The organism is Shewanella japonica, assembly GCF_002075795.1.
GTDB lineage: Bacteria > Pseudomonadota > Gammaproteobacteria > Enterobacterales > Shewanellaceae > Shewanella > Shewanella japonica.
Genome location: NZ_CP020472.1, coordinates 1,948,444 through 1,970,567 on the forward strand (window position 1 = coordinate 1,948,444; position 22,124 = coordinate 1,970,567).

The window sequence follows — 22,124 nt, forward strand, 5'->3', positions numbered from 1 at the left end:
ATGCTAATTAAATTCGAAAGGCGCTTTAATCGCTATAAACCTTGCTTAACTTTTCTAAAATAACGTTTAAATAATGTTTGATGTTGCTGGGCTTGCTTATCATTTAATACTTGATATTGCAGTGCGATAAAGTGTTCGGTCATTTTATTAAAATCAGCGGCTAATTGTGGCTGCTCTTGATGAATAGCTTGATGAATAAAGTTTGCAAAGGCTTGTGGAGGCATTGTTTCTCTTGGGTAGCCCTTGTCAGCAAATTTTAAGCAAATATGGCTATAGCGTTTAATTAATGGATCTTGTTTTGGCTTTAATGCAAATACGCCTGCATAATACGCAATAACCAGTGCGATGATGCTAAAGCTCACAATCATTAAGATAATGATTTTACTGGTATTGACCTCACCTAATAGTTCACTTAGCACTTGCTGCTGACGTTCCTCATCGAAACCTAAAACCCAAACACTCCAGTAAAAGTCTAAGCTGGCTAACTGTAGACGAATGTCATTTAACCAAGGAATTTCTTTTACTCGTAAGCTGGTAAAAAGACTATCTTGAAGGTAACTGTCTTGACCTGTAAACATGGCATCGAACCCATCCAAGATCCGCTCAGGTGCAATCATCGCAGTCGGGTCTAACCTTATCCAACCTCGGCCTTCAATCCATACTTCAGTCCAAGCATGTGCCATATATTGATAAATACTGTAATAACCGGCTTTAGGGTTGTATTCACCACCTTGGTAACCTGCCACCATACGTGCTGGTATTCCGCTGGAGCGTGCCATAAACACTAACGCTGATGCGTAGTGAGAGCAAAATCCTGCTTTGTTTTTAAATAAAAAGTCATCCACTTGATTGTTGCCCAACGGCGGTGGACTCAAGGTATAAAAATAAGACTGTTGATTAAAATACTGCATCATAGCGTTAATGCGAGGCAGTGGCTCCGGGTAATCTTTTACGAACTGCTGAGCTAAAGCTTGAGTCTGAGGGTTGGTTTCTTTCGGCAGTGATAGATTTATCCGTTTAGTCAGTGGTGTTAGCACAGGCTCAAGCATACTCATAGGGTAAGAAGTCACGCGGTAACTGAAACGTTGGTCAATATTCCTGACGGAATATAAGCGAAAGTCATCCATTTCAACAACGTGATCCGTTTCTGAAAATGCCTGATCTAAGCCAAATAACCATTTCTGATAAGTCGGCTCAGTGATCACTTGATAATTAAGCGAATTGGATTGCTCAACTTGAGCTGGCATCGCTCTTTGGTTGCGCTCGCGATAAGCTCGCTGCTGCGCATTTTTACGCAAGTTTGCTTGTTTCCACGTTTTACCATCGTAATTCTCCATTACAAGGGCACGCCAATATAACGCCTCATTAGGGATAAGTTGGATCTTGCTGGCGTTGGATGATTCGTTGTCAAAACCCACTCTAAATGCCAAATCAGGTGAGCGCGTCAGTTTACTGATATCGCCCAATGACACTTCATCAGATAAGCCTGTTGTCGCATTTTTCATGCTGGGCGCTAACCAAAGAGGGCCAAGGCGAGGAAATACAATAAAAAGCAAGATAGCCAAAGGAAGGCTTTGGAGTAACACTTTAGCGCCAAAGCTGAAGTTTATCTTACGAGTCGCATGTTGATAAACACTGATAAGTACACAGGTATTGATTAGCGAAACAAAGAGTAAGTGCACCGTATCAAGCATGCTTTGACGCTCTAATAAGGCGAAGGCAATGAGAAAATACCCGACTAAAACAACCACTTTTACATCACGTATTTGGCGCATCTCGATGTATTTTAAGGCGTAACCAAGTATCAATAAATTAACGAGTGCATTGAGCATACCGATTTCTTTTGACACTAAACCTAATGTTATCGCTGCGCCAACAGCCAGACTGGTGACCAGCAATTTAGGCGGGGCCGCGACTTTGCCAAAATAAATGCCGATGCGCCAAACAAAGCATATACAGCAAATACCAATGCTCCACAGTGTGGCGTCTTGGTATAGTGGTGATAATACCAAGGCATTAGTTAGCAACAGCCAAAATAAGGTGTTACGGCTAATATTCTCATTAAAATCATCGCTAATTTTCATCGAGTTCACCTTGTGTTGAACGGGTAATATCTCGATAACCATAACTTGCTATCAATTGTTGGCATTGTTTTCGGTGTGACTCGCCGCTGTCTTGTTCGATGATTTGATTATCTAATACTAAACCAAATATTTGATGGGCTTGTGATAACGCGTTGACCTGCCACGCTAATTTACTGAGCTTATGTTCAAGGTCATCACCTTGTGTGTCAGCTAGGCTTAACCATACGGGTTTACCTTCTGGCTGAGCGAACTCTTTACTGAGCATGCCACGCCCTTGCGCCCATTGTTTCCATGCCACTTGCTTTAACGATTCACCTTCAACATAAGTTTTCAACCCTTTGTAATCATCAACTCCTGGTTGTAATTTACCGTGTTCAAACTCGGTATTATTGTCATCATCTAAACTGGTAAGTGAAACGGTTGTTTGCAATGGCTCAGCGAAAATGAGCTGCTCGATGTTTAAATCAACATAGGACCAAGCGCGAAATAAACCCAATGGGAAGTTAGAAGAAACTTGAATACGACCTGGATTGAATGGTCCTCTGTTTTGAGGCGAATATCCGACCGTTGCGTTGAAGGATTCACCGACATCACCAATACGAATATGGCGCTGCTGAGCAAAGTTTAAACAAATCTGCTGGTGGTTTGTGTTGCTTAAATCCTTTTTTTGTTTACTCGAAAGAACAACCGGAAATGCCAAGCTGGTATTAGCGATACTCTCTGGCGGCATAGAGGCTGTTAATGTTAAACCTGCCAGGTTTTTATAACTGTAAATGATACACGTATGCAGCACACTTGCGAGTAATAAGCTTAAGCCAATGACTAGGTTGTTTTGATAATTGGTGCCGAATAAATAAAGCACGACGATTAACATAAACCATGCGATACCAAAGGCACTCGGTAGGATAAAAATGCTTTTATGGCTTAACGTCACTTGTTGGTTGGGTGGGATTCGACGTGTTAACCAACGCGCCCAGCGCTGCTTTATCACTTTAGGAATAAAGCGAGAATACCACTTGGGCGGAGTTTGATAATGAGCAGAATTACCGATGTTCTTGTTCATTGTCACTAACTAATTGGATTAACGTTAGCCAATATTTGATCTGAGATAGCTTGGCCTTGTATAGGGTTATTATTACGAATTCGATGCTCGGCTACACAATGAAATACCGCTTGAATGTCTTCCGGTACCACGTAGTTTCTTTGATGCATAAATGCCCACGCTTTGGCTGCATCAAGTAAAGCGATGCTGGCACGGGGTGATAGGCCATTTCCGTCAGCTTGTTCTCGAGAATATTGTGCCAAATGAATTAAATATTTAAGTACAGCATCCGATGCACTGACTTTTTGCACGAGTGATTGAAGAGTAATGAGTTCATCCGGCGTAAAACATTGCGGTATAGTGGTAGCGGTGTTTTTGGCCGTATCACTTTTTAACATTTCAAGTTCAGCTTGTTCATTGGGGTAGCCAATTGAAATGCGCATCATGAAGCGATCTAATTGCGACTCTGGTAACGGGAATGTCCCTGATTGCTCAATGGGATTTTGCGTTGCGATAACAAAAAAGGGTTGGGGAAGGGCATGGGTTGCGCCATCTAAAGTAATTTGCCTTTCAGCCATTGCCTCAAGTAAAGCACTTTGTGTTTTAGGGCTTGCTCGGTTGATTTCATCAGCTAATAGCATCTGATTAAAGATCGGCCCAGGATGAAAGTGAAATTCTTGTGTTTGTTGCTGATAGATAGAAACACCAAGGATATCAGCAGGTAACATATCACTGGTAAATTGAATCCGTTGATAGCTCATACCAAGTGAGGTCGCAAGCGCTTGAGACAAACTGGTTTTTCCCATGCCTGGTAAATCTTCAATCAGTAAGTGACCTTTTGCAAGTATACAGGCGACGGCCAATTTTATTTGCTGAGGTTTTCCTAATAATACCGTTTCTAATTGCGATAATAATTGTTGTAGTTTTGACGCAGGCACGCATTACTCCATTAGTTAATTGGCAGTAACATTATACTGCCAGTAACAAATACATCGAATTGATTACGTTACCTTGTCGTTAAATATAAGGAAAGGATTTAACAAGTTTTAAGACTGAAAAAGTGTAATTTAGTATGCAAATGCCATTTCTTGTTCACTGAACATACTGGCGTTAATGTTTTTATTATGCTGATAAATCATTCGGTAACTTAAAACAGCCTGAACATACTCTCGAGTTTCTTTAAATGGAATCGTCTCAATAAAGCTCATAACATCCAGCGTCCCGTTGGATTCTTTAAGCCACCGAGTCACTCGATGTGGTCCAGCATTGTATGCGGCAGTGGCTAGTACTCGATTTTGGTCAAACTGTTTTAGTAATTGGCTGTAATAGGCACTCCCTAACTGCACATTATAATCAACTTGATAAAGCTGAATTTTGTTCTTAAAACTGAGCTTGTTTTTACGAGCGGTTTCTTTTGCAGTTGCAGGCATGAGTTGCATTAATCCTCTTGCACCTACACCGGATGTCGCATAAGGGTAAAATGCACTTTCACGCCTGGCTATGGCGCGTATCTCATCAATATCGACTTGGTACTGTTTACTGGCTTTTTCAAATGAGTCTTGTGCTGCATTAGGGAACCTAAGTTGCAAGCTGTTCCATTGTTTCGCTTGAATACTGGCCTCGACACTGTAATCAAACCAACCTTGCTGTAAGGCATATAAACCATATTCAGCTCGCATGGCATTGTCATGTCGTCGTAACATGCTTACCCATTCACCTCGAGCATCTCGGGTTTTATCAATTGCAATGAGTTCAACTATTCTGGCCATTGCTGGGTCATCATTGATTTTAGCGGCAAGCTTAGGATTGGACTGTAACTTATCATCGTTCATCGCAAGCGGTGAGTTGATTGATTGCGCCGCATGGAAACCATAAAAATTACGAGCTTTGCTGAGTTGTTCTATTGTGGTGTTTTTTTGGGGGGCGTTGTTTGTTTCAGTAGATGCCATTCTGGCAGACCAATATTGCCAACGGCTGTCATCAATCACATCATCACTGAGTAAGGCAAGGTAACGTTTTATGCTGTCATTATCTTGTTCACTGATAGCCCAACGTAAACGTATTTGGAATAGGTCATCTGAATCTAATATGGGCAAACTGGCATCAATGTGTTCAAGTAAATCAGCCTCTTTACGGATTAGTGCTCTTCTGACGATGTATCGGTTAAGTTGCTGACCCTTGATGGCAGTAAAGCGATTAGTTTTATCATATTTGTTATACAGTTTTACGGCTTGCTTGAGATCTTTTCGAGCAAGCTTTCTAAGGCCTACATTGACAATATCACCAACGATAGGTGAGCTTGATGAAAACTTTTTTGTATAGCGTAAGCTATTGGGGTCTCGATAAACCGAAATCAGTAAGTCGGCTTCTTTCTTATTCTTGGTTATTTTTCTGGCAAGGTATTGAGTTAAACCATATTGATTTTCGTTAAAGCTCAATAGCATTCTTGACCAAATTAATGCCTGAGTCCGTTTTCCTGCTTTAGTCCATTCGTTAAAGAGGACATCACATTCTTTTGGTCGTGAACGGCCATAAAGCCACATGCGCTCAGCACCATCGAAGGCGGATTTTTTATTGCCTTGAGAAAGTTGCGCTCGATAGTAATAGCATTGCAATGCAATATCGTTAGGCGTGTTTGGAGAAATGGCTAAAAAATTCTGCCATTGTTTTCGTTTCCCTGCATTTTTTAGATAACGGTAGCGTAGGGTGTTATAGAGGGGCGTTTTCTTATATTTCTCAATAGCGATATGGGCATCTTCACCGTTTAGCGACAGTATGTCACTTCCAGTTTCATGGTAGTCAAGGTAGACATTTAATGGATATTCACCAAGTTTTTTTCGCAGCGCCTGGTAGGTTTTCATTTGTTTTTTATCGAGTGCTTTACGGGCATCAAGATAAAGTTGTTGCTCAGTGGTATAAGTTGTTTTTGCAGCCGAAACCGGCAAGCTAAGCCCTGCCATTAACAGACAAATAAATACACTAACTAAAAAAACACACTGTTACGCATAATAATGAGAACCTCCGTCCCAGTACGACATTGTTGCGAAACCAATTGTTACGAACCTATTTTAATTAAACTTTTATTACTCAACGACTTCATCTACTCATCGGATATTAGAGCATGTTTGTACATGGCATTTATATCATGCTTAAAGGTTATATTAGCAACGATGATGAGCCTTTAAATACTAGCTCATCATGATAAACCTGCATGATAATATTCACTTTTGAACTGCTGTTATAAAGTGCTGCTCATTTACTCAATTACTCGCTACTCTTTTGACTCATCTAACGCTTTATTAATTAATTGCGGGTCAAGATTTTTACTGGTTTCAACACCTAATTTTTGCATTACGTGAGCTTGTCTAATTAGGTTACCTTTACCTTGTGACAACTTACTCATGGCTTGCTGATAAGTTTTATCTGCAGTGTCTAATGCGCGGCCAAGTTTATCCATGTCTTCTACATAGCCGCATAATTTGTCATATATTTTTGCGGCTTGCGAAGCGATAGCTTGGGCATTTTGATTCTGATATTCATAACGCCAAATATTGTTAATCGTTCGAAGTGCGACGAGTAAATTAGTTGGACTGACCAGCATAATATTATGATCGAGTGCAAAGCTGACTAAACTCGGATCTGACTCTAACGCCAGTAAAAACGCAGGCTCAATTGGAATAAACATCAACACATAGTCGAGACTTTTTAAGCCATGCAGCTTGTGGTAATCCTTTTGACTTAAACCTTTAATATGTTGGCGAACTGATAGCGCAAGCTCTTTAATTGCCTGTTGCTGTACTAATTCATCCTCGCTATTAAAGAAACGTTCATAGGCTATTAATGACATTTTTGCATCAATAACGACATCTTTTTGTTCAGGCAGGTGGACGATAACATCTGGTTTAAATCGCTTTCCGCCATCATCTTTTAAGTCTTGCTGAGTGTCGTATTCGTGTCCTTCACGTAAGCCACTTTCTTGCAGAACACGCTCTAGTATGACTTCACCCCAATTGCCTTGCTGCTTATTATCGCCTTTTAAAGCCTTAGTTAAATTAATCGCGTCTTGGCTCATTTTAAGATTAAGATCTTTGAGGTGATCGAGTTGGTGCTTTAACGCACTTCGCTCAGTTTGCTCTTGAGTATATGACTCTCGGATTTGCTGCCTAAATCCTTCTAACTGTTGTTTTAGCGGCCCTAAAACCCCATCAATTTGTGTCACATTCTGTTGTTTGAAGTTTTCACTTCTTTCTTCAAATATGCGGTTAGCAAGGTTTTCAAATTGTAACTTTAATCGTTCTTCTGCACTTTCTAGTAAAGCTATTTTGTCATTGAGCGCCGCTTTTTCAGTGTTAGCTTGTGATTGGATGCTTTGTTGCATCGCATTTGATTTAGACAGAGCCAGTTGAGTCTCCATAAACTTACGTTGGCCGTCGCTAAGCTGCTGCTCTAGAAGTGGTAACCTTTCAGCTTGCGCTTCAAGTTTTGAAAGCTGAGCAATTAAAAGTTCTGCTTTTTCTCTAGCACTATGCAGCGCTAGTTCTTTGTCGTCGATTTGTTGTTGAAGTAATTGCTGTTTTATCGCCATATCTGATTCAAACTGCGCCATTTCAGCTTGGAGTTTGTCTCGATGTTGCTCCCATCGTTGGCGGGTCAAACGTTGGTTAAGTAGCGCACCAATTAATAACCCTAAAAAGGCGACAGCACAGAGGGCGATGATTTCAGCAATGGATAAAGAGGTAGGAAGCGTCATGAATACGGCCAGCTTAAAAATGAATGCTTAAGATTCTCATGGCAGTGCACATGGCGCAAGCCAACATCGAGTGATTTCATACTTAAGCGCTTAATTAATAAACTCAATAGCTTAAAAACTGTAAACTATTTGAAATTAATTGCCGTATAAACATGTCTATTAGTTTAACAGTAGAATGACTTTGTAGAATAGGTTTGCTTTAGGAGGCGTTATGGTCGCAAAAAAAGGGTTTACAAAAGGCATTGCCAACACGCCAAGTTGGGCATTAAAAGAAAACCAAGTAACACCAGAGCGGGTATTTGCTGATAGACGCAACATTGTAAAAGCACTTGGTTTAGGCGCGTTAGGAGCAAGTCTACCTGGGCAGGTTCAAGCTGGGTTATTTGACTTATTCGGCAGCGAAGATAAACCTGCTTTTGCTGTTCAAGGGCTTGATTACAGCAAGCCAAACCAATTTCAAATCAGCGATATACTGACGCCAGAAGATAAAATTACTCGCCATAATAACTTTTACGAATTCGGTACCAGTAAACAGGACCCATTTGAAAATGCACAAGGTTTTCAGGTCAATCCTTGGGAGCTGCGAATTGAAGGTTTAGTGGATACACCATTAACACTTGACTTAAATGACCTGACGACCAAGTTTGATTTAGAAGAGCGCATTTACCGTCTTCGTTGTGTAGAAGCTTGGTCAATGGTGGTGCCTTGGGTTGGTTTTTCGTTAGCTGAACTATTAACCATGGCTGGAGTCTCAAATAAGGCAACGCATGTTGCATTTGAAACTTTATTCGACCCAGATCAAATGCCCGGTCAGAAAAATCGCCTAATGGGAGGTGGGATCCACTACCCATATGTAGAAGGTTTAACCATTGCAGAAGCAATGAACGAGTTACCATTCCTTGCTGTTGGTTTATATGGAAAAACTTTACCGCCACAAAATGGTGCTCCAGTTCGTTTAGTTCTACCTTGGAAATACGGGTTTAAAAGCATTAAGTCTGTGGTGAAAATTCGAGTAACAGATAAGCAGCCTCCTACCAGTTGGAACCAACTAGCACCCCATGAATATGGCTTTTATGCCAACGTGAATCCACAGGTTGATCACCCTAGATGGTCACAAGCGACAGAGCGCAGCATTGGTGAAGGCGGTTTATTCTCTGCAAAACGTATTCCGACGCAAATGTTTAATGGCTACGCAGAACAGGTGGCTGACTTATATAAAGATTTAGATTTAAGGAAGTTCTATTGAAGCGGTTAACACCTAAAGGTCTAATTTGGATAAAAGGCTTACTGCATGTGAGCTTTTTATCTCCAATAGTGTATTTAGTTTTATTAGTTATGACTGACAATGCTGGTGGCGATCCAGTGCAATACATCATCCATTTTACTGGGATGGGTGCAATTAATTCGTTAATCATTACCTTAGTGGTTTCACCATTAGCTAAATTTTTAAAGCAAGGGATGTTACTGCAAACTCGGCGATTAATTGGCTTGTATGTTTTTGTATATGCGAGCTTACATATTGCTGCTTTTATTAGCCTTGATTTACTTTTTGCATGGGGTTATTTGTTACAAGAAGTGGTTAAAAGGCCGTATATTTTAGTTGGCGCAGTGGCGTTGATTATTGTAGCGCTTCTAGCTTTGACCTCGTTTCAAGCAATAAAACGTAAAATGGGAAAAGATTGGCAGCAATTACACAATTGGGTTTATGTTGTCGCGATTTTAGCGCCAATACACTTCTATTGGTCTGTAAAATCAGAAATCATCGAGCCGAGTATTTATTTCGTTCTCTTTGCGGCTTTATTGTGGCTAAGAAGAAGTCAGATTAAAAAATGGCTGTTAAAACGTTAGTTATGTCACCGGTTTAAGAGTTGATTTATTAACTAATGTGGCCAATTGATTTTTAATGATACAACACCGGCATTGCCGGTGTTGTTTTATATAGCAAACCCTATTTGCTATTGGCGCTATAGGCGCGGTTTAGTTTAACCCTTTTGTGCCAACCTGATTGTTTAAATTATCATAGTCAGATTAAGCTTGAATTTGACTTGTTCAGACTTTAGCGAAATAAACAGTTCTTGGCTCTGGGTGGGTTAACCAGCCCATTGAAACAGTAACTTGCAAAAAGGCTAAAGGCGATAACTGAACCCATGATAATGGCGAGTGTATGCCAAGGTTCATGCATTGTTATCCGCATATCAATATACTGGTAAGTTGATACGCCCCAAACCATCACAGTCGCTACGATTAAGCCTAATTGAATGACTCGGGTAATAATATTGTTCTTAAGCAATAATAACCAAGGTAGCATGACGCAAGTGATTGCAAGTGGCATTTGTCCAAATCGAAGAAAATGCGCTGCAAGTAATACATACGCTAATGAAATGAATATAATTCGCCACCACATGGTTCTGCTCTCCTAACTATTTTGATTTTTGCTGACGCAATATATCGCAATCAATTTAGGTTGTTCTGTCGAAGTGGTCACATAATATCGCAGCTTAGGTGATACAGTTCAAAAAACAGCAATCTTCTTAGTGAGAGCTAACGAGAAAAACAGTGTGTAGGTCGTAAATATTTTATTAATATGAAGACTTACTATGAATGGTATTAAGTGTAAGAATTGGTCGGGATAACAGGATTTGAACCTGTGATCTCTTGTCCCCCAGACAAGCGCCTTACCGGACTAGGCCATATCCCGATGACTTTACTTCTGATGCGTAAATAAACTAACAACTCGTCATTTTAGGCGCAACTTATTTTTAAATAAAAAAGGTTAATTGACTGATATATAGTCAATTAACCTTTTGTTAAGTCAGCTCTTAATCACTCAATTTATAGCGTATTTTTATCACGAGTTATTGATTATATAGCCGTCGGCCTTCACGCATGACTTGAATTAACTCAGGTGCGCTCAACTTGCGCTTGAGTCGTTTGTCATAATTAATATCATATATTTGATATTTACCGTGTCGATCTAAAACGGTGATTTCAGCATCTTGATAGATGGCAAATGTACGACTATCTCCAATATAGACCCAGCTTTGCTCACTTGGCTGCAATAAGCTGTAGCCAGAACTGTAATCCGTAGATGGATTATTACAATGTAAGATTTGGCTCATAATAGTCGGCACTATGCCGTAATGACTGGTGCGGTATGTGACTGTGTCTGCAGCTGCTTTTGGCCAATGCATAACAAAAGGCACTTTTACGTTGCCAGGGGATAAATTCTGGTTAACCTCAGATGGATTACTACTAAACACTTGGCCATGGGTACCTGTAATCATCACGACTGTATCTTTATCAACGCTATCAATTAGTTGATTGAGTTGCTGGTCGATAAAATACAATGACTGTCGGTATTGGTTATAAAGTACTTTTTCTGCAGGTTTCAACATTATGTGAGGCTTAACGGTTTCGATACCTAAAAAACCAATAGGCGTGTCATAATGTTTTGGAGCCGTGAGGTTCACAATTGAAAACCAATGTGACTGCTGCGATGCTTGCCAATTGATGAACTGGGCCACATTTTTACTATCTGTTTTAGCACTGCCTTCATCGCTATGGTTGATAAACGGTGTTAGCTCATCAAAAATAGCGCGCCCGATAAACGGATTAGCATTATCTTGCGGTAAGAAAATAGCTTGCTGATAACCTGCTTTGGCAAGGGTTTGTGTCATAACAGGTGCAGTATGATAAAACTCTTTTCTGTCACCATAGTTGCCCTGAAGGCCATACAGTATTGAAAAAATTCCCGTCTTAAACTGATTCCCACCACTAAAATGGTCAATGAATTGTTTGTTATCAGTCTGATATTGCGTCAGAAACGGCATGGTTTGTTCATTCACCATATCTGCACGTAAACCATCGACAGAGACTATCAATACATTAGATTGCTGCTCTTGGATTAATGGCGTTTTACATTGTAATGGCTTAACAGGGTAACTCAGTTTACGTGACTTAGTTTGGTAGCGATTATCTTCTATATTGGTACCTTCAATACCATGGCTTTCCATGAATGACCGTGCAGTAGCTGGGTATGATAAAGGGTAAGTATCATCAAAACGGGTAATTTGTGTTACGTCAGATGCATCAGCCCAAATATGAACTAAATGGCTACTGATAAAGCAAATACCGACAAAAGCAATCGCTTTATTACCAAGCTGTTTCTTCTCCAGCTTTTCGATGCGTTTCCATATGAAGTTAGCTGCTGTTAGCTCGATTAATATAATCGAGATGGGAGTCACTATATAGGAGGTACTTTTTAATAATGCATTCAGATCTGTCCAAGCTAAATCAAATGCGAAGGGGCTTAGATGAATACCATAATCGTCATAGACAATTGTGTCATACAATAAGATACATAAGCCTAGGCTCGCGACGAGGGCGGCGTAGCCTCGTAAAATTTTAGAATAAGGTAATAGTAACGTGACAGGAAAAAGAAAGACTACATAAACAATGAAAGCTAAAAAACTGAAGTGACCAATGGTGCTAACGGCAAGATAGCCCCAACCAATAAAGGTTTCAGGGTAACCCACACTACTGAGGTAACGGGCACCGACTATCATAGCTAAAAAGCCATTAAAGAAGGCAAACCAGTGACCCCAATTAACGAGGCGCGATACTTTATCGCGAGTCATTTGTTTTTTGCGCTCAACCATGCGGAGTTGTTTTCCTAATCCTATCTTTATCAAAGATATGCTTCAAAGCTAACATATCCTTGATAAATTAAAATACCTTTTAATATGGCTTAGTCAGCCTTTACTGATTGTGCCAATGCTTTTGCAAATTGTTCAGCAACCTGTTGACGAGATTCGCTAGGTACTTTGTTCTCTAGTAAATGTGAAACACAATTACCTAATACCATCAGACTTAAATCAGTCGGTGCTTGATGCTTGTTGAGTACTGCTAATAACTCAGTAATTAACGCTTCAACTTGGGTGTTGGTATATTTAGATTGGATAGCCATAATCAGAAAAGTTCAAAAAGTAATGAATTAGCCGCCTATTATATCGGATTTCATATTATCTTGCTGTAGTTTATTGTGGTGAAAATAGCGTCGAAATTTAGCAATTTAATGGCCTTGTTAAGTACAAATTGAAATAAATATAGCGGTTGAGTTAACTAAAATTGGCACTTGAAGCTATTGGCATTTTTCGTAATATTTTTTGAGACTTTTTTAACGTGTCTGTTATGATATTCAGCGCTATTTCGCTTCCATATATTACAGATTCAGTTAGGGCTTATGAGCATCAATATCGAACAAGCAATTATCCACGAAATTTCCCAAGACAGTCAGGGTCAACTCAGTTGTCGTTTAAGACCACAACCTCTACTAAATAGCAGTGCTGTAGAAGCGATGCTAGAAGAGTTGCATCAAACCTATACGGGTAAAGCTGGTAAAGGCTTTGGCTTTTTTGGCACACACGGTGAAGATGGTGAAGCCAACCCTGCTTTTTCTGACGCATTAAATGAATATCGAAGCGGCGAACTAGGATTTGTTGAGTTTAGTAGTGCTGCAAGTAAGTTACTTCAGGAAGAACTTGCGAAATATGACTTTAGTCAAGGCGGTTTTTTGTTGATGTCTTGCTATACCAGCATGACAAGTGATTATTTATTCGTGGCATTGTTAAACGCAAAATCGTCAATGACGGTGTTAGATGATATGGAACTATCGCAAAACAACCATCTTGATTTAACGAATGTTCAGTTGGCAGCTCGAATTGATTTAACAGAATGGCAAGCAGATAAAGATTCACGTAAATATATTTCGTTTGTACGTGGTCGTGCGGGCCGTAAAGTGGCAGACTTTTTCTTGGATTTCATGGGCTGTGTTGAAGGCGTGAATACTAAGGCGCAGAATAAAACATTAATGCACGCAGTTGAAGACTTTGTCGCCAGTAGTGAATTGACTAAAGATGAGCGTCAACAATGTCGTGATAAAGTGTTTGATTACTGCAGTGAGCGTGCCGATGAAGGCGCTGATATCGAAGTAAAAGATTTGGCTGATGAATTGGCCGATTCTGGTATGGATTCGTTTTACGATTTTGCTTGTGGCGGCGCTTACGAGTTAGATGAGGAGTTTCCTGCCGATAAAGCCAGTTTACGCACCTTAAAGAAGTTTTCGGGTACTGGTGGTGGCGTTACATTGAGCTTTGATGGCGGCCATTTAGGTGAGAGAGTTATCTACGATCCTATTTCTGACACCATTCTTATTAAGGGTGTTCCTGCTAACTTGAAAGATCAGTTAGATCGCCGCCTTAAAGGTGAATAAAGAAACAATATTCAATTAAAGCGCCCATATGGGCGTTTTTTTTTGCATTTATTATATGCATTTAACGATTTCGGTACATATAAGAGCTAATTTAGGCATAAATACATTTAAAGATTTAAATTTGAATTTATTTAAGTACACTAGCCGACAAATTTAAACCTAATATTGATAGTTATGAAAATATAACTATGTGGGGGATACATGATTACTGCCTATGTTTATAAAAATCGCAAGTTAACTGTTCACGAACTGAATGTTCAAGACAGTATACCCGAACAAACATTATGGTTAGACATGTTCAAACCCAATGATGATGAAAGGGAATGGTTGAGTCGGTTTTCGGTCGAGGAAGTTCCCGACGAAGAAGACATCAACGAAATTGAAGCCTCGGCTCGTTTTTTCCAAAGTAAAGATGGATTGCATATTAATTCGTTATTCCCGCAACGTGTTGGCTCGGATGTGCGAGCGATTAACGTATCGTTTAACTTGAGAAAGGATTTCTTACTGACTATTCGTGAAGATGATGTCGGTTTGATCCGTTTATTACGCAACTATTTACGTCTTGGCCGTTTGGATGCCACCACGCCTCAAGGATTAATGCTAGAGCTATTCCATCTAAAAGTGGATTACCTGTCTGATTTAATTGAAGACGTTTACTCTGTTCTTGATGATGTAAGCGAAAAAGTGTTTGATGATGAAGAGTTAGATGAAGTATTCAAAATGATCACGCTGCAAGAAGACTCAAACGGTAAAATCCGTCTAAGTTTGCTTGATACTCAGCGCTCATTACGATATATCCAACGTTACTACCGCGATCATTTATCTGAAGAAAATATCAAGGATATTCGTGAGATGTTGTCGGATATTGAGTCGTTAATGCCTCATAGCCAATTCATCTTTGATAAGTTGAATTTTTTGCTTGATGCAGCCATGGGCTTCAGTGGCATTCAGCAAACCAAGATTATTAAAATGTTCTCGGTTGCCGCCGTGGTGTTTTTACCACCAACGGTAATTGCAAGTAGTTACGGAATGAACTTTGTTAATATGCCAGAGTTAGATTGGCGTTTTGGTTACCCAATGGCGATAGGATTGATGTTAGCTAGTGCCGGTGGTACATATTTATTCTTCAAGCGAAAAGGCTGGTTATAAAACCTATTTAAGTCCTTTGTTAATATTAAAAGCCATTAGTAACGTTAAGTTATTAATGGCTTTTTTGTATCTGTTAAATAGATTTTTATGCTTGTTTTAATAAGGATTACCCTTGGCCAATACCATAGCTTATGCGCTCTCTTGGGCTTAAATATTTTAGAATATTTTCGGGTAATGCTGATATCGGCAAACATCGTGCAATACTGATTTCTTCGCGTTCTAAGTCAATGATTGGTGCTTGTTCTTTTGGAACGAGTGCGTCGTATAGCATGATTTGAGGGTATAAAATCTTATTTATATTTACAGACATCACCATGCCAAATTGACCGCTTGAAAGCTCTACAACACTACCAGGTGGGTAAATACCAATGGTTTTGATTAAGGTGCCGACATATTCTTGATTGAGCTTATCTTTATAGTTTTTATAAATATAACCTAAAGAAGCATAAGGCGTTTTCGCTTTTGTAGTCTTAGTGCCGTTACACAAATCATCATACTCATTGACTACCGTGATAAGTTGGGAGTATTTATCTAACTCATCTCCTTTAAGTCCTTTGGGGTAGCCAGAACCGTCCAGAAATTCATGATGATTGGCTATCATGGGTTTAGCTTCTTCAGGAAAAGTATCGGCAATTTTAAGGAAGTTGAGACTCATTAAAGGGTGCTGCTTTATAAGGTTTTGTTCCGGTTTATTTAAAGGAGCTTGTTTATTCAGTACATTGCTAGGAATTTTAAGTTTGCCAATATCATGAAATAGGGCACCTAAGCCAATCTGCTCAATCTCTTCTCGTGACCAATTCAAGCTTTTTGCTAACATCATGCAAAGCACTGAGACATTCAGTGAATGGTGATATATTAAATCGCCAGGTTTGACATCACCCATAAGATGTAACACTAAATCATCAGAATTAAGCAGCATAGTGGTCATCGAGCTCACCATGTCTTTAGCATCGTTGACAGCGTTTAATGGTCGACTACCGAGTTTTGAGATACTAGAGCGCATAATTGATAATGAACGGTCAAACTGTTGCTCAGTCTTTTTAAGTCCTCTTCTAAGCTTCTTTTGCGTTTCAATTTGATCATGTTTGTACTGATCCATTTCAAGCTTGAGCTTATCGAGAGAAGCAGTATCTGTAAGTACTTCTTTTGCATCTTTAGCGGGTTTATCACGTAACTCAGTGTCGCTTTTAGTGGGCACGAATAAAACGGTTTCGATACCTAAACTTTTAATTAAATCGATTTGAGACTGACTTTTAACCTTGAAACGACTAAATAGAAATGGGTGATCCTTCCAAGATACAGGCAAGCAAATAAAATTGCCGACTTGGATTTCATCGATTGAAACTTTTACTGTGTTTTTCATAGGTTAAAACAGGTACCTAAATTTATTTTTGTTATTATGTAGCTAACCATCTGTACTCATCCCTTTTGCTAATCGACAGTTTCCATGGCAGCATATTACCAAACAGATATAAAAAGTGCTTATTTAATATGGATTTTATTGAAGTCATACCAAATGCGTTAGATGAAGATTTATGCGATCGATTGATTGCCGCTTTTGAACAGCACCCAGGAGTCATTGAAGGTAAAACTGGTCAAGGTGTTGATAAGGCTAAAAAACATAGTTTTGATTTAACCTTAGACATTCATGCTGATTTAGCGCCGCTAAGAAATGAAATTTTACAATTAACGCTTAAGCATGCGGCTTCATACTTTACTCAATATTCGATGGCGTTAATGGGAGCGGTGTCAGTAGCTGTCGCTGATGAGCATGGTCAAGCAGTGACTTTACAACCCAACAATTTCGATGCTTTAGGTGCGCCTCGAGCAGAAGCGCTAACCAAGTATTTGTATCGAAGTGGCAATGTAAATTTGCAAAAATATCCTATGGGGCTAGGGGGCTACCCTCATTGGCATTCTGAGCATTTTCCGCAATCTGGTTCACATGAAGCATTACATCGAGTACTACTTTATATGTTTTATTTAAACGATGTGGAAGAGGGGGGAGAGACGGAGTTTTTTTACCAACAGAAAAGCATTAAACCTAAAAAAGGGACCATGGTTATTGCCCCTGCGGGTTTCACTCACACCCATAAAGGTAATAAGCCAATCAGTGGTGATAAATATATCGCCACGTCTTGGATTATGTTTAACCGGGCAGAGCAGCTCTATGCACCATTAAATAGTAAATAGTGTTCATTGTTATTGAGGGGGGATTTTGATAGTAAATTTAGCCCCTTCAAGCTCACTTTCGGTGATTGATAATAGACCATGGTAACTACTGACAATTTCGTTACACACTGCTAAACCTATGCCTTGACCCGGTGATTGGGTATCGGCGCGCACTCCTCGTTGAATGATGCGTGCTTTTAATGATTCATCAACGCCAGGTCCATCATCTTCAACACAAAGGATAGAATGTCCCTCACTATCAATTGTCGCAGTTACAATAACTTCGCTAATACAAAGCCTGAATGCATTTTCCATTAGGTTGCCACACAGTTCCATTAAATCTCCTTTATTAATAGGAAAGTTAATATCAGAATCGATGTGACTGCTAAATTTGACGTTTTTTTCTTGATAAATCTTGAACAACATTTGCGACAACTGCTCAACCATAGGTTGAACCGGTGTTTGTTCTTGAACGAGCCCTTGACGACCGACTAAAGCGCGTTTTAATTGATATTTTACCAACTGATCCATCTGTCCCACTTGCTGCATGATTTTTTCACTGGCATCTGATTTTGACAACGTCGCGTCATCAGTTATTGCATGAACAGCGGCAAGGCGCGTTTTTAAACTATGGGCTAAGTCATTCATAGCATTCTGGTAACGCTCTTGTTGCGCACTCGATTGCGATAATAGTTGGTTTAATGCTTGAGTTACCCCTTCTAATTCTTGTGGGTAACCATCTGACAGTGATTTTTTGTTGCCGTCACCAATTGCTTGTAATTCACTTTTGAGCCTCGTTAGTGGGCGCATTCCCCAATAGGCCGCACTAATCAGTAATATAAACGCAAGCAACATGACGACACCAAGACGTAAATAAGTCAACTTTTTAAATCGTTTAAAGTCGTTCTCTACGGTGTCAGCTTCTTTTAATACCACCATATTGTATTGGGTTTGATTGAGTTCAACGGGCAGTAGATAGGCAAAGTAGGAACGATTATCTGACATGTTTAGAAAGTAAGGGGGATTGGAGTCGACTATAGATTCAAATCGTTCACATATATTGGTTAACCCAGCATCGGTAGCGAGTGATGAGGTCCATACGTCTGCAAAGTCTTGACTACAGCTGGCCATCATATAGCGTTTTTGCTTATTGTTTTCCATTAACCAATTATTATTGGCAGGAATAAGGTCGTGTTCACGCAGTTCAGCTGCAATTTGCGGCATTTCAGCGATAAGCTGAGCCGTTTCTTTATTATAACTGTTTTGCGCATGAAGAATGGTTACTGACCATGCAAGGCCAAAGCCTACCAGTGCGATGATAGTTAACGAGGTAATAAACATCCTCGTGAGTAGGCGTTTTTTGGGCTTAAACCTTAGCTGCATGGTAGATTAAATTTATATCCTTGACCGCGGATGGTAGCGATTGGGTTATCCATACCGCCTTTATTAAGTTTTTTTCGAATACGGCTGACCATGACTTCAATGGTATTCGGGTCGCCTTCTTTATCACCGTAAACGACATCAAGTAAACGTTGCTTGGCTACAACTTCATGGCAGTGACGCATGAGGTATTCAAGAATTAAATATTCAAATGCAGTAACTTCCATAACCTCAGCATTTAGCGTGACTTGTTTTGCTGCTAAATCTAATTGTAGTGGCCCACTACTAATGGTCGGTTTTACAAACCCAGCGCTCCGTCTTACCAAGGCGTCAAGTCGAGCAACTAACTCTTCTTTTTGGAATGGTTTGACTAAGTAATCATCTGCACCTGCATTTAATCCTTCAACCTTATCTTGCCAGTTAACTCGGGCAGTTAGAATAAGGATAGGCGCTTTTACATCGGCATTACGGATATCTGATATGAGTGTCATACCGTCTTTATCAGGTAGGCCTAAATCAACAATAGCGATATCAATAGGGTAATTGGTTGCTTGATAAAACCCTTCTTTCGCAGTCAGTGCCACTTGTACTTGATTACCTAATTCAGATAATTGCACATTTAAGTGGTGGGATAAAATTGGGTCATCTTCTATTACCAAAATTCTCATAACAAATACTCTTTGGTGAAATCGTAATATTTCTTTGCATTAAATGATCGCTTAAGAAAAGTACAAGGCGATAAGCATAGTGGCATCTTAGCCCGACGATACTTAACCTTAACTGACTGTAATCTGTAATTGTTTATCAGACAATAAGTTGATTGATTAAATTCGTTAAAATAGTGATTGAGACACCCATAAATATAATGCCTGTTATAGCATCAATGAGCAGGCTGCCTTTAGCCATTTTATGTTGTATCTGTGGTTTCGTAAGAATGATAGCAAGAAAACTAAACCAACAAAGGGAAAGCGTGAATAATAGACTTGCTGAAGCTACTTTTGTAGCTAGTGTAACCTGTGGTGTAACTAAAACAGTAAAGATTGTGATGAAAAAGATCAAAGCCTTAGGGTTAAGTAAATTTGTATAAAGCCCAATTTTGAATCCTTTAGCTGATGAAAATGTTAAATGTTCTAAATCGTTATTATTAGGTTGATTGGGGGCTTTGTCTTGGGTTTCATGCTCAAAAGATGATGGTTCACTGAAATTTTTTTCTTCGTTTTTAGTGTTTTTTTTGAATGATGATAATGCAGAAGATAAAGCACCAAATCCCATCCATGCAAGGTAACAGGCTCCAATAATTTGCACTGCAAAATAGGCAAACTCAGATTGACGTATCATTAAGCTGATACCTAATAGTGAAAGTAGACTATGTATTAGTATGGCGAGGCTAATACCAAAGGCACACATTAATGCAATCCGCCGCGGTTGCTGTGTCGCTGTTTTGACTATGATAGCAAAGTCTGGTCCAGGGCTGATAAGAGCTAGGCTGTGTACAACAGCGAGAGTCGATAGAAGAGCAAAATCCATTTAAATTCCATTTGAGTATTTGTTAAACCAGGTTTTACATGAACGCATTTTTATCTGAAAACAGTTTATATGGTCATAGATTAACGATAAAAAAGGCAAGGTGTCTATTATATGAGCCTTAAACGAGTCATATACGAGCCAAATATGAGTTATTTGGTATTGATTGTTTTGTTTCTATTTTAAATAATAAAAAGGGCACCTTTAAGGCACCCTTTTCGTATGCAAAATCAAGCTTACTTTGTATGAAGTCAAAGCAAAAGTAAATTACTCATTAAGCGTTTTTAACTTGATCTTCAAAACTAGAGCCAACTTTACCTGCTTGAGAATCATTGAAAGTTTCTTCGCTGAACTCGCCTTCAGATTTCGCTATGACTACAGTCGCTACGGAATCACCTGTTACGTTTACCGCAGTTCTTATCATGTCGAGTAAACGGTCAACACCAATAATTAACGCGATGCCTTCAACTGGTAAGCCAACTTGGTTCAGTACCATCGCAAGCATAATTAAACCAACACCAGGAACACCAGCAGTACCAATAGACGCTAAGGTTGCCGTTACAACCACAGTGACATAATCCATTAAGCTTAATTCGATACCAAATACCTGTGCAATAAACACCGTCGCGACACCTTGCATAATCGCGGTGCCATCCATGTTGATGGTAGCACCCAAAGGCAAGGTAAATGAAGCGACTTTATTATCAGCGCCTAAACGGTGTTCACAGGTTTCAATGGTAACAGGTAGCGTAGCATTGGAACTTGCAGTACTGAATGCAAATAATTGCACGTCACGCATCTTGCGTAAAAACATAAACGGATTAAGACCAGTAAATGTTTTTAATAAGGTCGGGTAAACGACTAATGCTTGAACCAGCAGTACAAATATTACTAAGAAGAAATATTGAACAACACTGCCTAAGGTTTCTAATCCTAAGGTCAGACTTAATTTCGCCATGAGGGCAAATACACCATAAGGCGCAAGCTGCATGATTAAAGTTACCACGCGCATAATCACTTCGTTTAAGTCATTAAATAACGCTGATACTCGAGCGCCACGTTCGCCAATATGTGAAATTGCGAAACCAAAGATAACGGCAAAAATAATGATTTGCAGCATGTTACCTTGGCTCATGGCTTCAATTGGGTTAGTTGGCACAATGTTGATGACAACTTCAGACAGGCTAGGTGCATCTTTTGCGCTAAATTCCATTGCTGAGGATGCAAGGGACGCATTACCTGGATGGATAATAATAGCTAACGTTATAGCGACTGTCAGCGCAATAGCGGTAGTGAACATATAAAAAGCGATAGTTTTACCACCTAAACGACCCAGTTTGGAGGGGTCGCTCAATGAACTGGTTCCGCATACTAGTGATACAAACACTAATGGGACAACTAACATTTTTAAACTGGAGATAAATATCGTACCAACGACATGTAAAATGCCTTCGGTAATATAATCCTTAACGAATAAGCTTTCAGGAAATAAATTTCTCAAAATTAATCCGAGAAGAATACCCGCACCCATACCGATAAGTATTTTGCTTGTTAAACCAAGCTTACTATTTTTATTCAAAACCACTTCCTTCAATCTTTATCATCAATTTTTTGATGATTATTATTTTTTATCTTTTAAAGCGTAGCAGGAAAATAAATCATATGAAACGGCATAAAAGTTAAAGTTTTTAAGGAAAAATGCCGAAGAAAACATTAGAGTAACAAGAAAGTTACGATATTTTTATGTAATAT

At 39.5% G+C, this 22,124-nt stretch carries 18 protein-coding genes and 1 tRNA gene; 5 read left to right on the forward strand and 14 right to left on the reverse strand.

What is annotated here, in order from left to right:
* Nucleotides 1-32 precede the first annotated feature (32 nt).
* The 5 genes from SJ2017_RS08330 to rmuC all read right to left on the reverse strand — a co-directional run bounded on the left by SJ2017_RS08330 (nt 33) and on the right by rmuC (nt 7,876).
* Nucleotides 33-2,084 carry a transglutaminase TgpA family protein gene (locus SJ2017_RS08330; RefSeq protein ID WP_156003196.1) on the reverse strand — a complete coding sequence of 684 codons (2,052 nt, stop codon included), beginning with the start codon at nt 2,082-2,084 and terminating at the stop codon, nt 33-35.
* Nucleotides 2,074-3,147 carry a DUF58 domain-containing protein gene (locus SJ2017_RS08335; protein ID WP_080915464.1) on the reverse strand — a complete coding sequence of 358 codons (1,074 nt, stop codon included), beginning with the start codon at nt 3,145-3,147 and terminating at the stop codon, nt 2,074-2,076. Before SJ2017_RS08335 ends, SJ2017_RS08330 begins: the two co-directional genes overlap by 11 nt.
* A gap of 5 nt (nt 3,148-3,152) precedes the next feature.
* Nucleotides 3,153-4,064, reverse strand: coding sequence for an AAA family ATPase (locus tag SJ2017_RS08340; protein ID WP_080915465.1), 912 nt, complete (start codon nt 4,062-4,064; stop codon nt 3,153-3,155).
* A 129-nt stretch (nt 4,065-4,193) separates the two neighbouring features.
* The gene (locus SJ2017_RS08345) at nt 4,194-6,086 is read right to left on the reverse strand and encodes a transglycosylase SLT domain-containing protein (RefSeq protein ID WP_080915466.1); all 1,893 of its coding nucleotides are present in this window, start codon (nt 6,084-6,086) and stop codon (nt 4,194-4,196) included.
* A gap of 311 nt (nt 6,087-6,397) precedes the next feature.
* A complete protein-coding gene (gene rmuC / locus SJ2017_RS08350) occupies nt 6,398-7,876 on the reverse strand; it encodes a DNA recombination protein RmuC (RefSeq protein WP_080915467.1) in 1,479 nt (492 codons plus the stop codon).
* Nucleotides 7,877-8,087: 211 nt separating this feature from the next.
* Here rmuC and msrP point away from each other — a divergent pair, with 211 nt between their 5' ends.
* Both msrP and msrQ read left to right on the forward strand, forming a co-directional pair.
* Nucleotides 8,088-9,122 (forward strand): protein-methionine-sulfoxide reductase catalytic subunit MsrP, encoded by a 1,035-nt coding sequence (gene msrP / locus SJ2017_RS08355; protein ID WP_080915468.1) that lies wholly within the window; start codon nt 8,088-8,090, stop codon nt 9,120-9,122.
* The gene (msrQ, locus tag SJ2017_RS08360) at nt 9,119-9,724 is read left to right on the forward strand and encodes a protein-methionine-sulfoxide reductase heme-binding subunit MsrQ (protein ID WP_080915469.1); all 606 of its coding nucleotides are present in this window, start codon (nt 9,119-9,121) and stop codon (nt 9,722-9,724) included. The genes msrP and msrQ overlap by 4 nt, the downstream gene beginning before the upstream one ends.
* Nucleotides 9,725-9,932: 208 nt before the next feature.
* Here msrQ and SJ2017_RS08365 read toward each other — a convergent pair whose 3' ends face one another.
* From SJ2017_RS08365 to SJ2017_RS08380, 4 genes are all read right to left on the reverse strand, one after another.
* Entirely contained in the window at nt 9,933-10,280 is a 348-nt protein-coding gene (locus SJ2017_RS08365) for a hypothetical protein (RefSeq protein WP_055023818.1), read from the reverse strand.
* Nucleotides 10,281-10,497: 217 nt separating this feature from the next.
* Nucleotides 10,498-10,574 (reverse strand) — tRNA-Pro (locus SJ2017_RS08370).
* 157 nt (nt 10,575-10,731) lie between these two features.
* Complete coding sequence (locus SJ2017_RS08375; RefSeq protein WP_080915470.1) at nt 10,732-12,534, reverse strand: DUF3413 domain-containing protein; 1,803 nt, start codon at nt 12,532-12,534, stop codon at nt 10,732-10,734.
* Between the two features lie 89 nt (nt 12,535-12,623).
* Nucleotides 12,624-12,842: a YejL family protein gene (locus SJ2017_RS08380; RefSeq protein WP_055023816.1), complete on the reverse strand. Its 219-nt coding sequence runs from the start codon at nt 12,840-12,842 to the stop codon at nt 12,624-12,626.
* A gap of 276 nt (nt 12,843-13,118) precedes the next feature.
* On the opposite strand from SJ2017_RS08380, the gene yejK reads away from it, so the two are divergent.
* Nucleotides 13,119-14,147 (forward strand): nucleoid-associated protein YejK, encoded by a 1,029-nt coding sequence (gene yejK, locus SJ2017_RS08385; RefSeq protein WP_055023815.1) that lies wholly within the window; start codon nt 13,119-13,121, stop codon nt 14,145-14,147.
* A 201-nt stretch (nt 14,148-14,348) separates the two neighbouring features.
* Nucleotides 14,349-15,296 carry a magnesium/cobalt transporter CorA gene (gene corA, locus SJ2017_RS08390; protein ID WP_080915471.1) on the forward strand — a complete coding sequence of 316 codons (948 nt, stop codon included), beginning with the start codon at nt 14,349-14,351 and terminating at the stop codon, nt 15,294-15,296.
* Between the two features lie 106 nt (nt 15,297-15,402).
* Here corA and SJ2017_RS08395 read toward each other — a convergent pair whose 3' ends face one another.
* On the reverse strand, nt 15,403-16,659 hold the full coding sequence (locus SJ2017_RS08395; protein ID WP_055023813.1) for a cyclic di-GMP phosphodiesterase: 1,257 nt from the start codon (nt 16,657-16,659) through the stop codon (nt 15,403-15,405).
* A 128-nt stretch (nt 16,660-16,787) separates the two neighbouring features.
* Here SJ2017_RS08395 and SJ2017_RS08400 point away from each other — a divergent pair, with 128 nt between their 5' ends.
* Complete coding sequence (locus SJ2017_RS08400; protein WP_080915472.1) at nt 16,788-17,489, forward strand: 2OG-Fe(II) oxygenase family protein; 702 nt, start codon at nt 16,788-16,790, stop codon at nt 17,487-17,489.
* 9 nt (nt 17,490-17,498) lie between these two features.
* Here the strand turns inward: SJ2017_RS08400 and SJ2017_RS08405 are convergent, their stop codons facing one another.
* The 4 genes from SJ2017_RS08405 to SJ2017_RS08420 all read right to left on the reverse strand — a co-directional run bounded on the left by SJ2017_RS08405 (nt 17,499) and on the right by SJ2017_RS08420 (nt 21,951).
* On the reverse strand, nt 17,499-18,851 hold the full coding sequence (locus SJ2017_RS08405) for an ATP-binding protein (protein ID WP_065108328.1): 1,353 nt from the start codon (nt 18,849-18,851) through the stop codon (nt 17,499-17,501).
* Nucleotides 18,842-19,516 carry a response regulator gene (locus tag SJ2017_RS08410; RefSeq protein WP_055023810.1) on the reverse strand — a complete coding sequence of 225 codons (675 nt, stop codon included), beginning with the start codon at nt 19,514-19,516 and terminating at the stop codon, nt 18,842-18,844. The genes SJ2017_RS08405 and SJ2017_RS08410 overlap by 10 nt, the downstream gene beginning before the upstream one ends.
* Nucleotides 19,517-19,652: 136 nt before the next feature.
* Nucleotides 19,653-20,375 (reverse strand): LysE family translocator, encoded by a 723-nt coding sequence (locus SJ2017_RS08415; RefSeq protein ID WP_080915473.1) that lies wholly within the window; start codon nt 20,373-20,375, stop codon nt 19,653-19,655.
* Between the two features lie 271 nt (nt 20,376-20,646).
* On the reverse strand, nt 20,647-21,951 hold the full coding sequence (locus SJ2017_RS08420; RefSeq protein WP_282098390.1) for a dicarboxylate/amino acid:cation symporter: 1,305 nt from the start codon (nt 21,949-21,951) through the stop codon (nt 20,647-20,649).
* Nucleotides 21,952-22,124: the final 173 nt, after the last annotated feature.

Coding starts and splice junctions, on each gene's coding strand:
- SJ2017_RS08330 (WP_156003196.1), bottom strand. CDS start 2,084: ATGAAAATTAGCGATGATTTTAATGAGAATATTAGCCGTAACACCTTA.
- SJ2017_RS08335 (WP_080915464.1), bottom strand. CDS start 3,147: ATGAACAAGAACATCGGTAATTCTGCTCATTATCAAACTCCGCCCAAG.
- SJ2017_RS08345 (WP_080915466.1), bottom strand. CDS start 6,086: ATGGCAGGGCTTAGCTTGCCGGTTTCGGCTGCAAAAACAACTTATACC.
- rmuC (WP_080915467.1), bottom strand. CDS start 7,876: ATGACGCTTCCTACCTCTTTATCCATTGCTGAAATCATCGCCCTCTGT.
- msrP (WP_080915468.1), top strand. CDS start 8,088: ATGGTCGCAAAAAAAGGGTTTACAAAAGGCATTGCCAACACGCCAAGT.
- SJ2017_RS08365 (WP_055023818.1), bottom strand. CDS start 10,280: ATGTGGTGGCGAATTATATTCATTTCATTAGCGTATGTATTACTTGCA.
- SJ2017_RS08375 (WP_080915470.1), bottom strand. CDS start 12,534: ATGGTTGAGCGCAAAAAACAAATGACTCGCGATAAAGTATCGCGCCTC.
- SJ2017_RS08380 (WP_055023816.1), bottom strand. CDS start 12,842: ATGGCTATCCAATCTAAATATACCAACACCCAAGTTGAAGCGTTAATT.
- yejK (WP_055023815.1), top strand. CDS start 13,119: ATGAGCATCAATATCGAACAAGCAATTATCCACGAAATTTCCCAAGAC.
- corA (WP_080915471.1), top strand. CDS start 14,349: ATGATTACTGCCTATGTTTATAAAAATCGCAAGTTAACTGTTCACGAA.
- SJ2017_RS08395 (WP_055023813.1), bottom strand. CDS start 16,659: ATGAAAAACACAGTAAAAGTTTCAATCGATGAAATCCAAGTCGGCAAT.
- SJ2017_RS08400 (WP_080915472.1), top strand. CDS start 16,788: ATGGATTTTATTGAAGTCATACCAAATGCGTTAGATGAAGATTTATGC.
- SJ2017_RS08405 (WP_065108328.1), bottom strand. CDS start 18,851: ATGCAGCTAAGGTTTAAGCCCAAAAAACGCCTACTCACGAGGATGTTT.
- SJ2017_RS08410 (WP_055023810.1), bottom strand. CDS start 19,516: ATGAGAATTTTGGTAATAGAAGATGACCCAATTTTATCCCACCACTTA.
- SJ2017_RS08415 (WP_080915473.1), bottom strand. CDS start 20,375: ATGGATTTTGCTCTTCTATCGACTCTCGCTGTTGTACACAGCCTAGCT.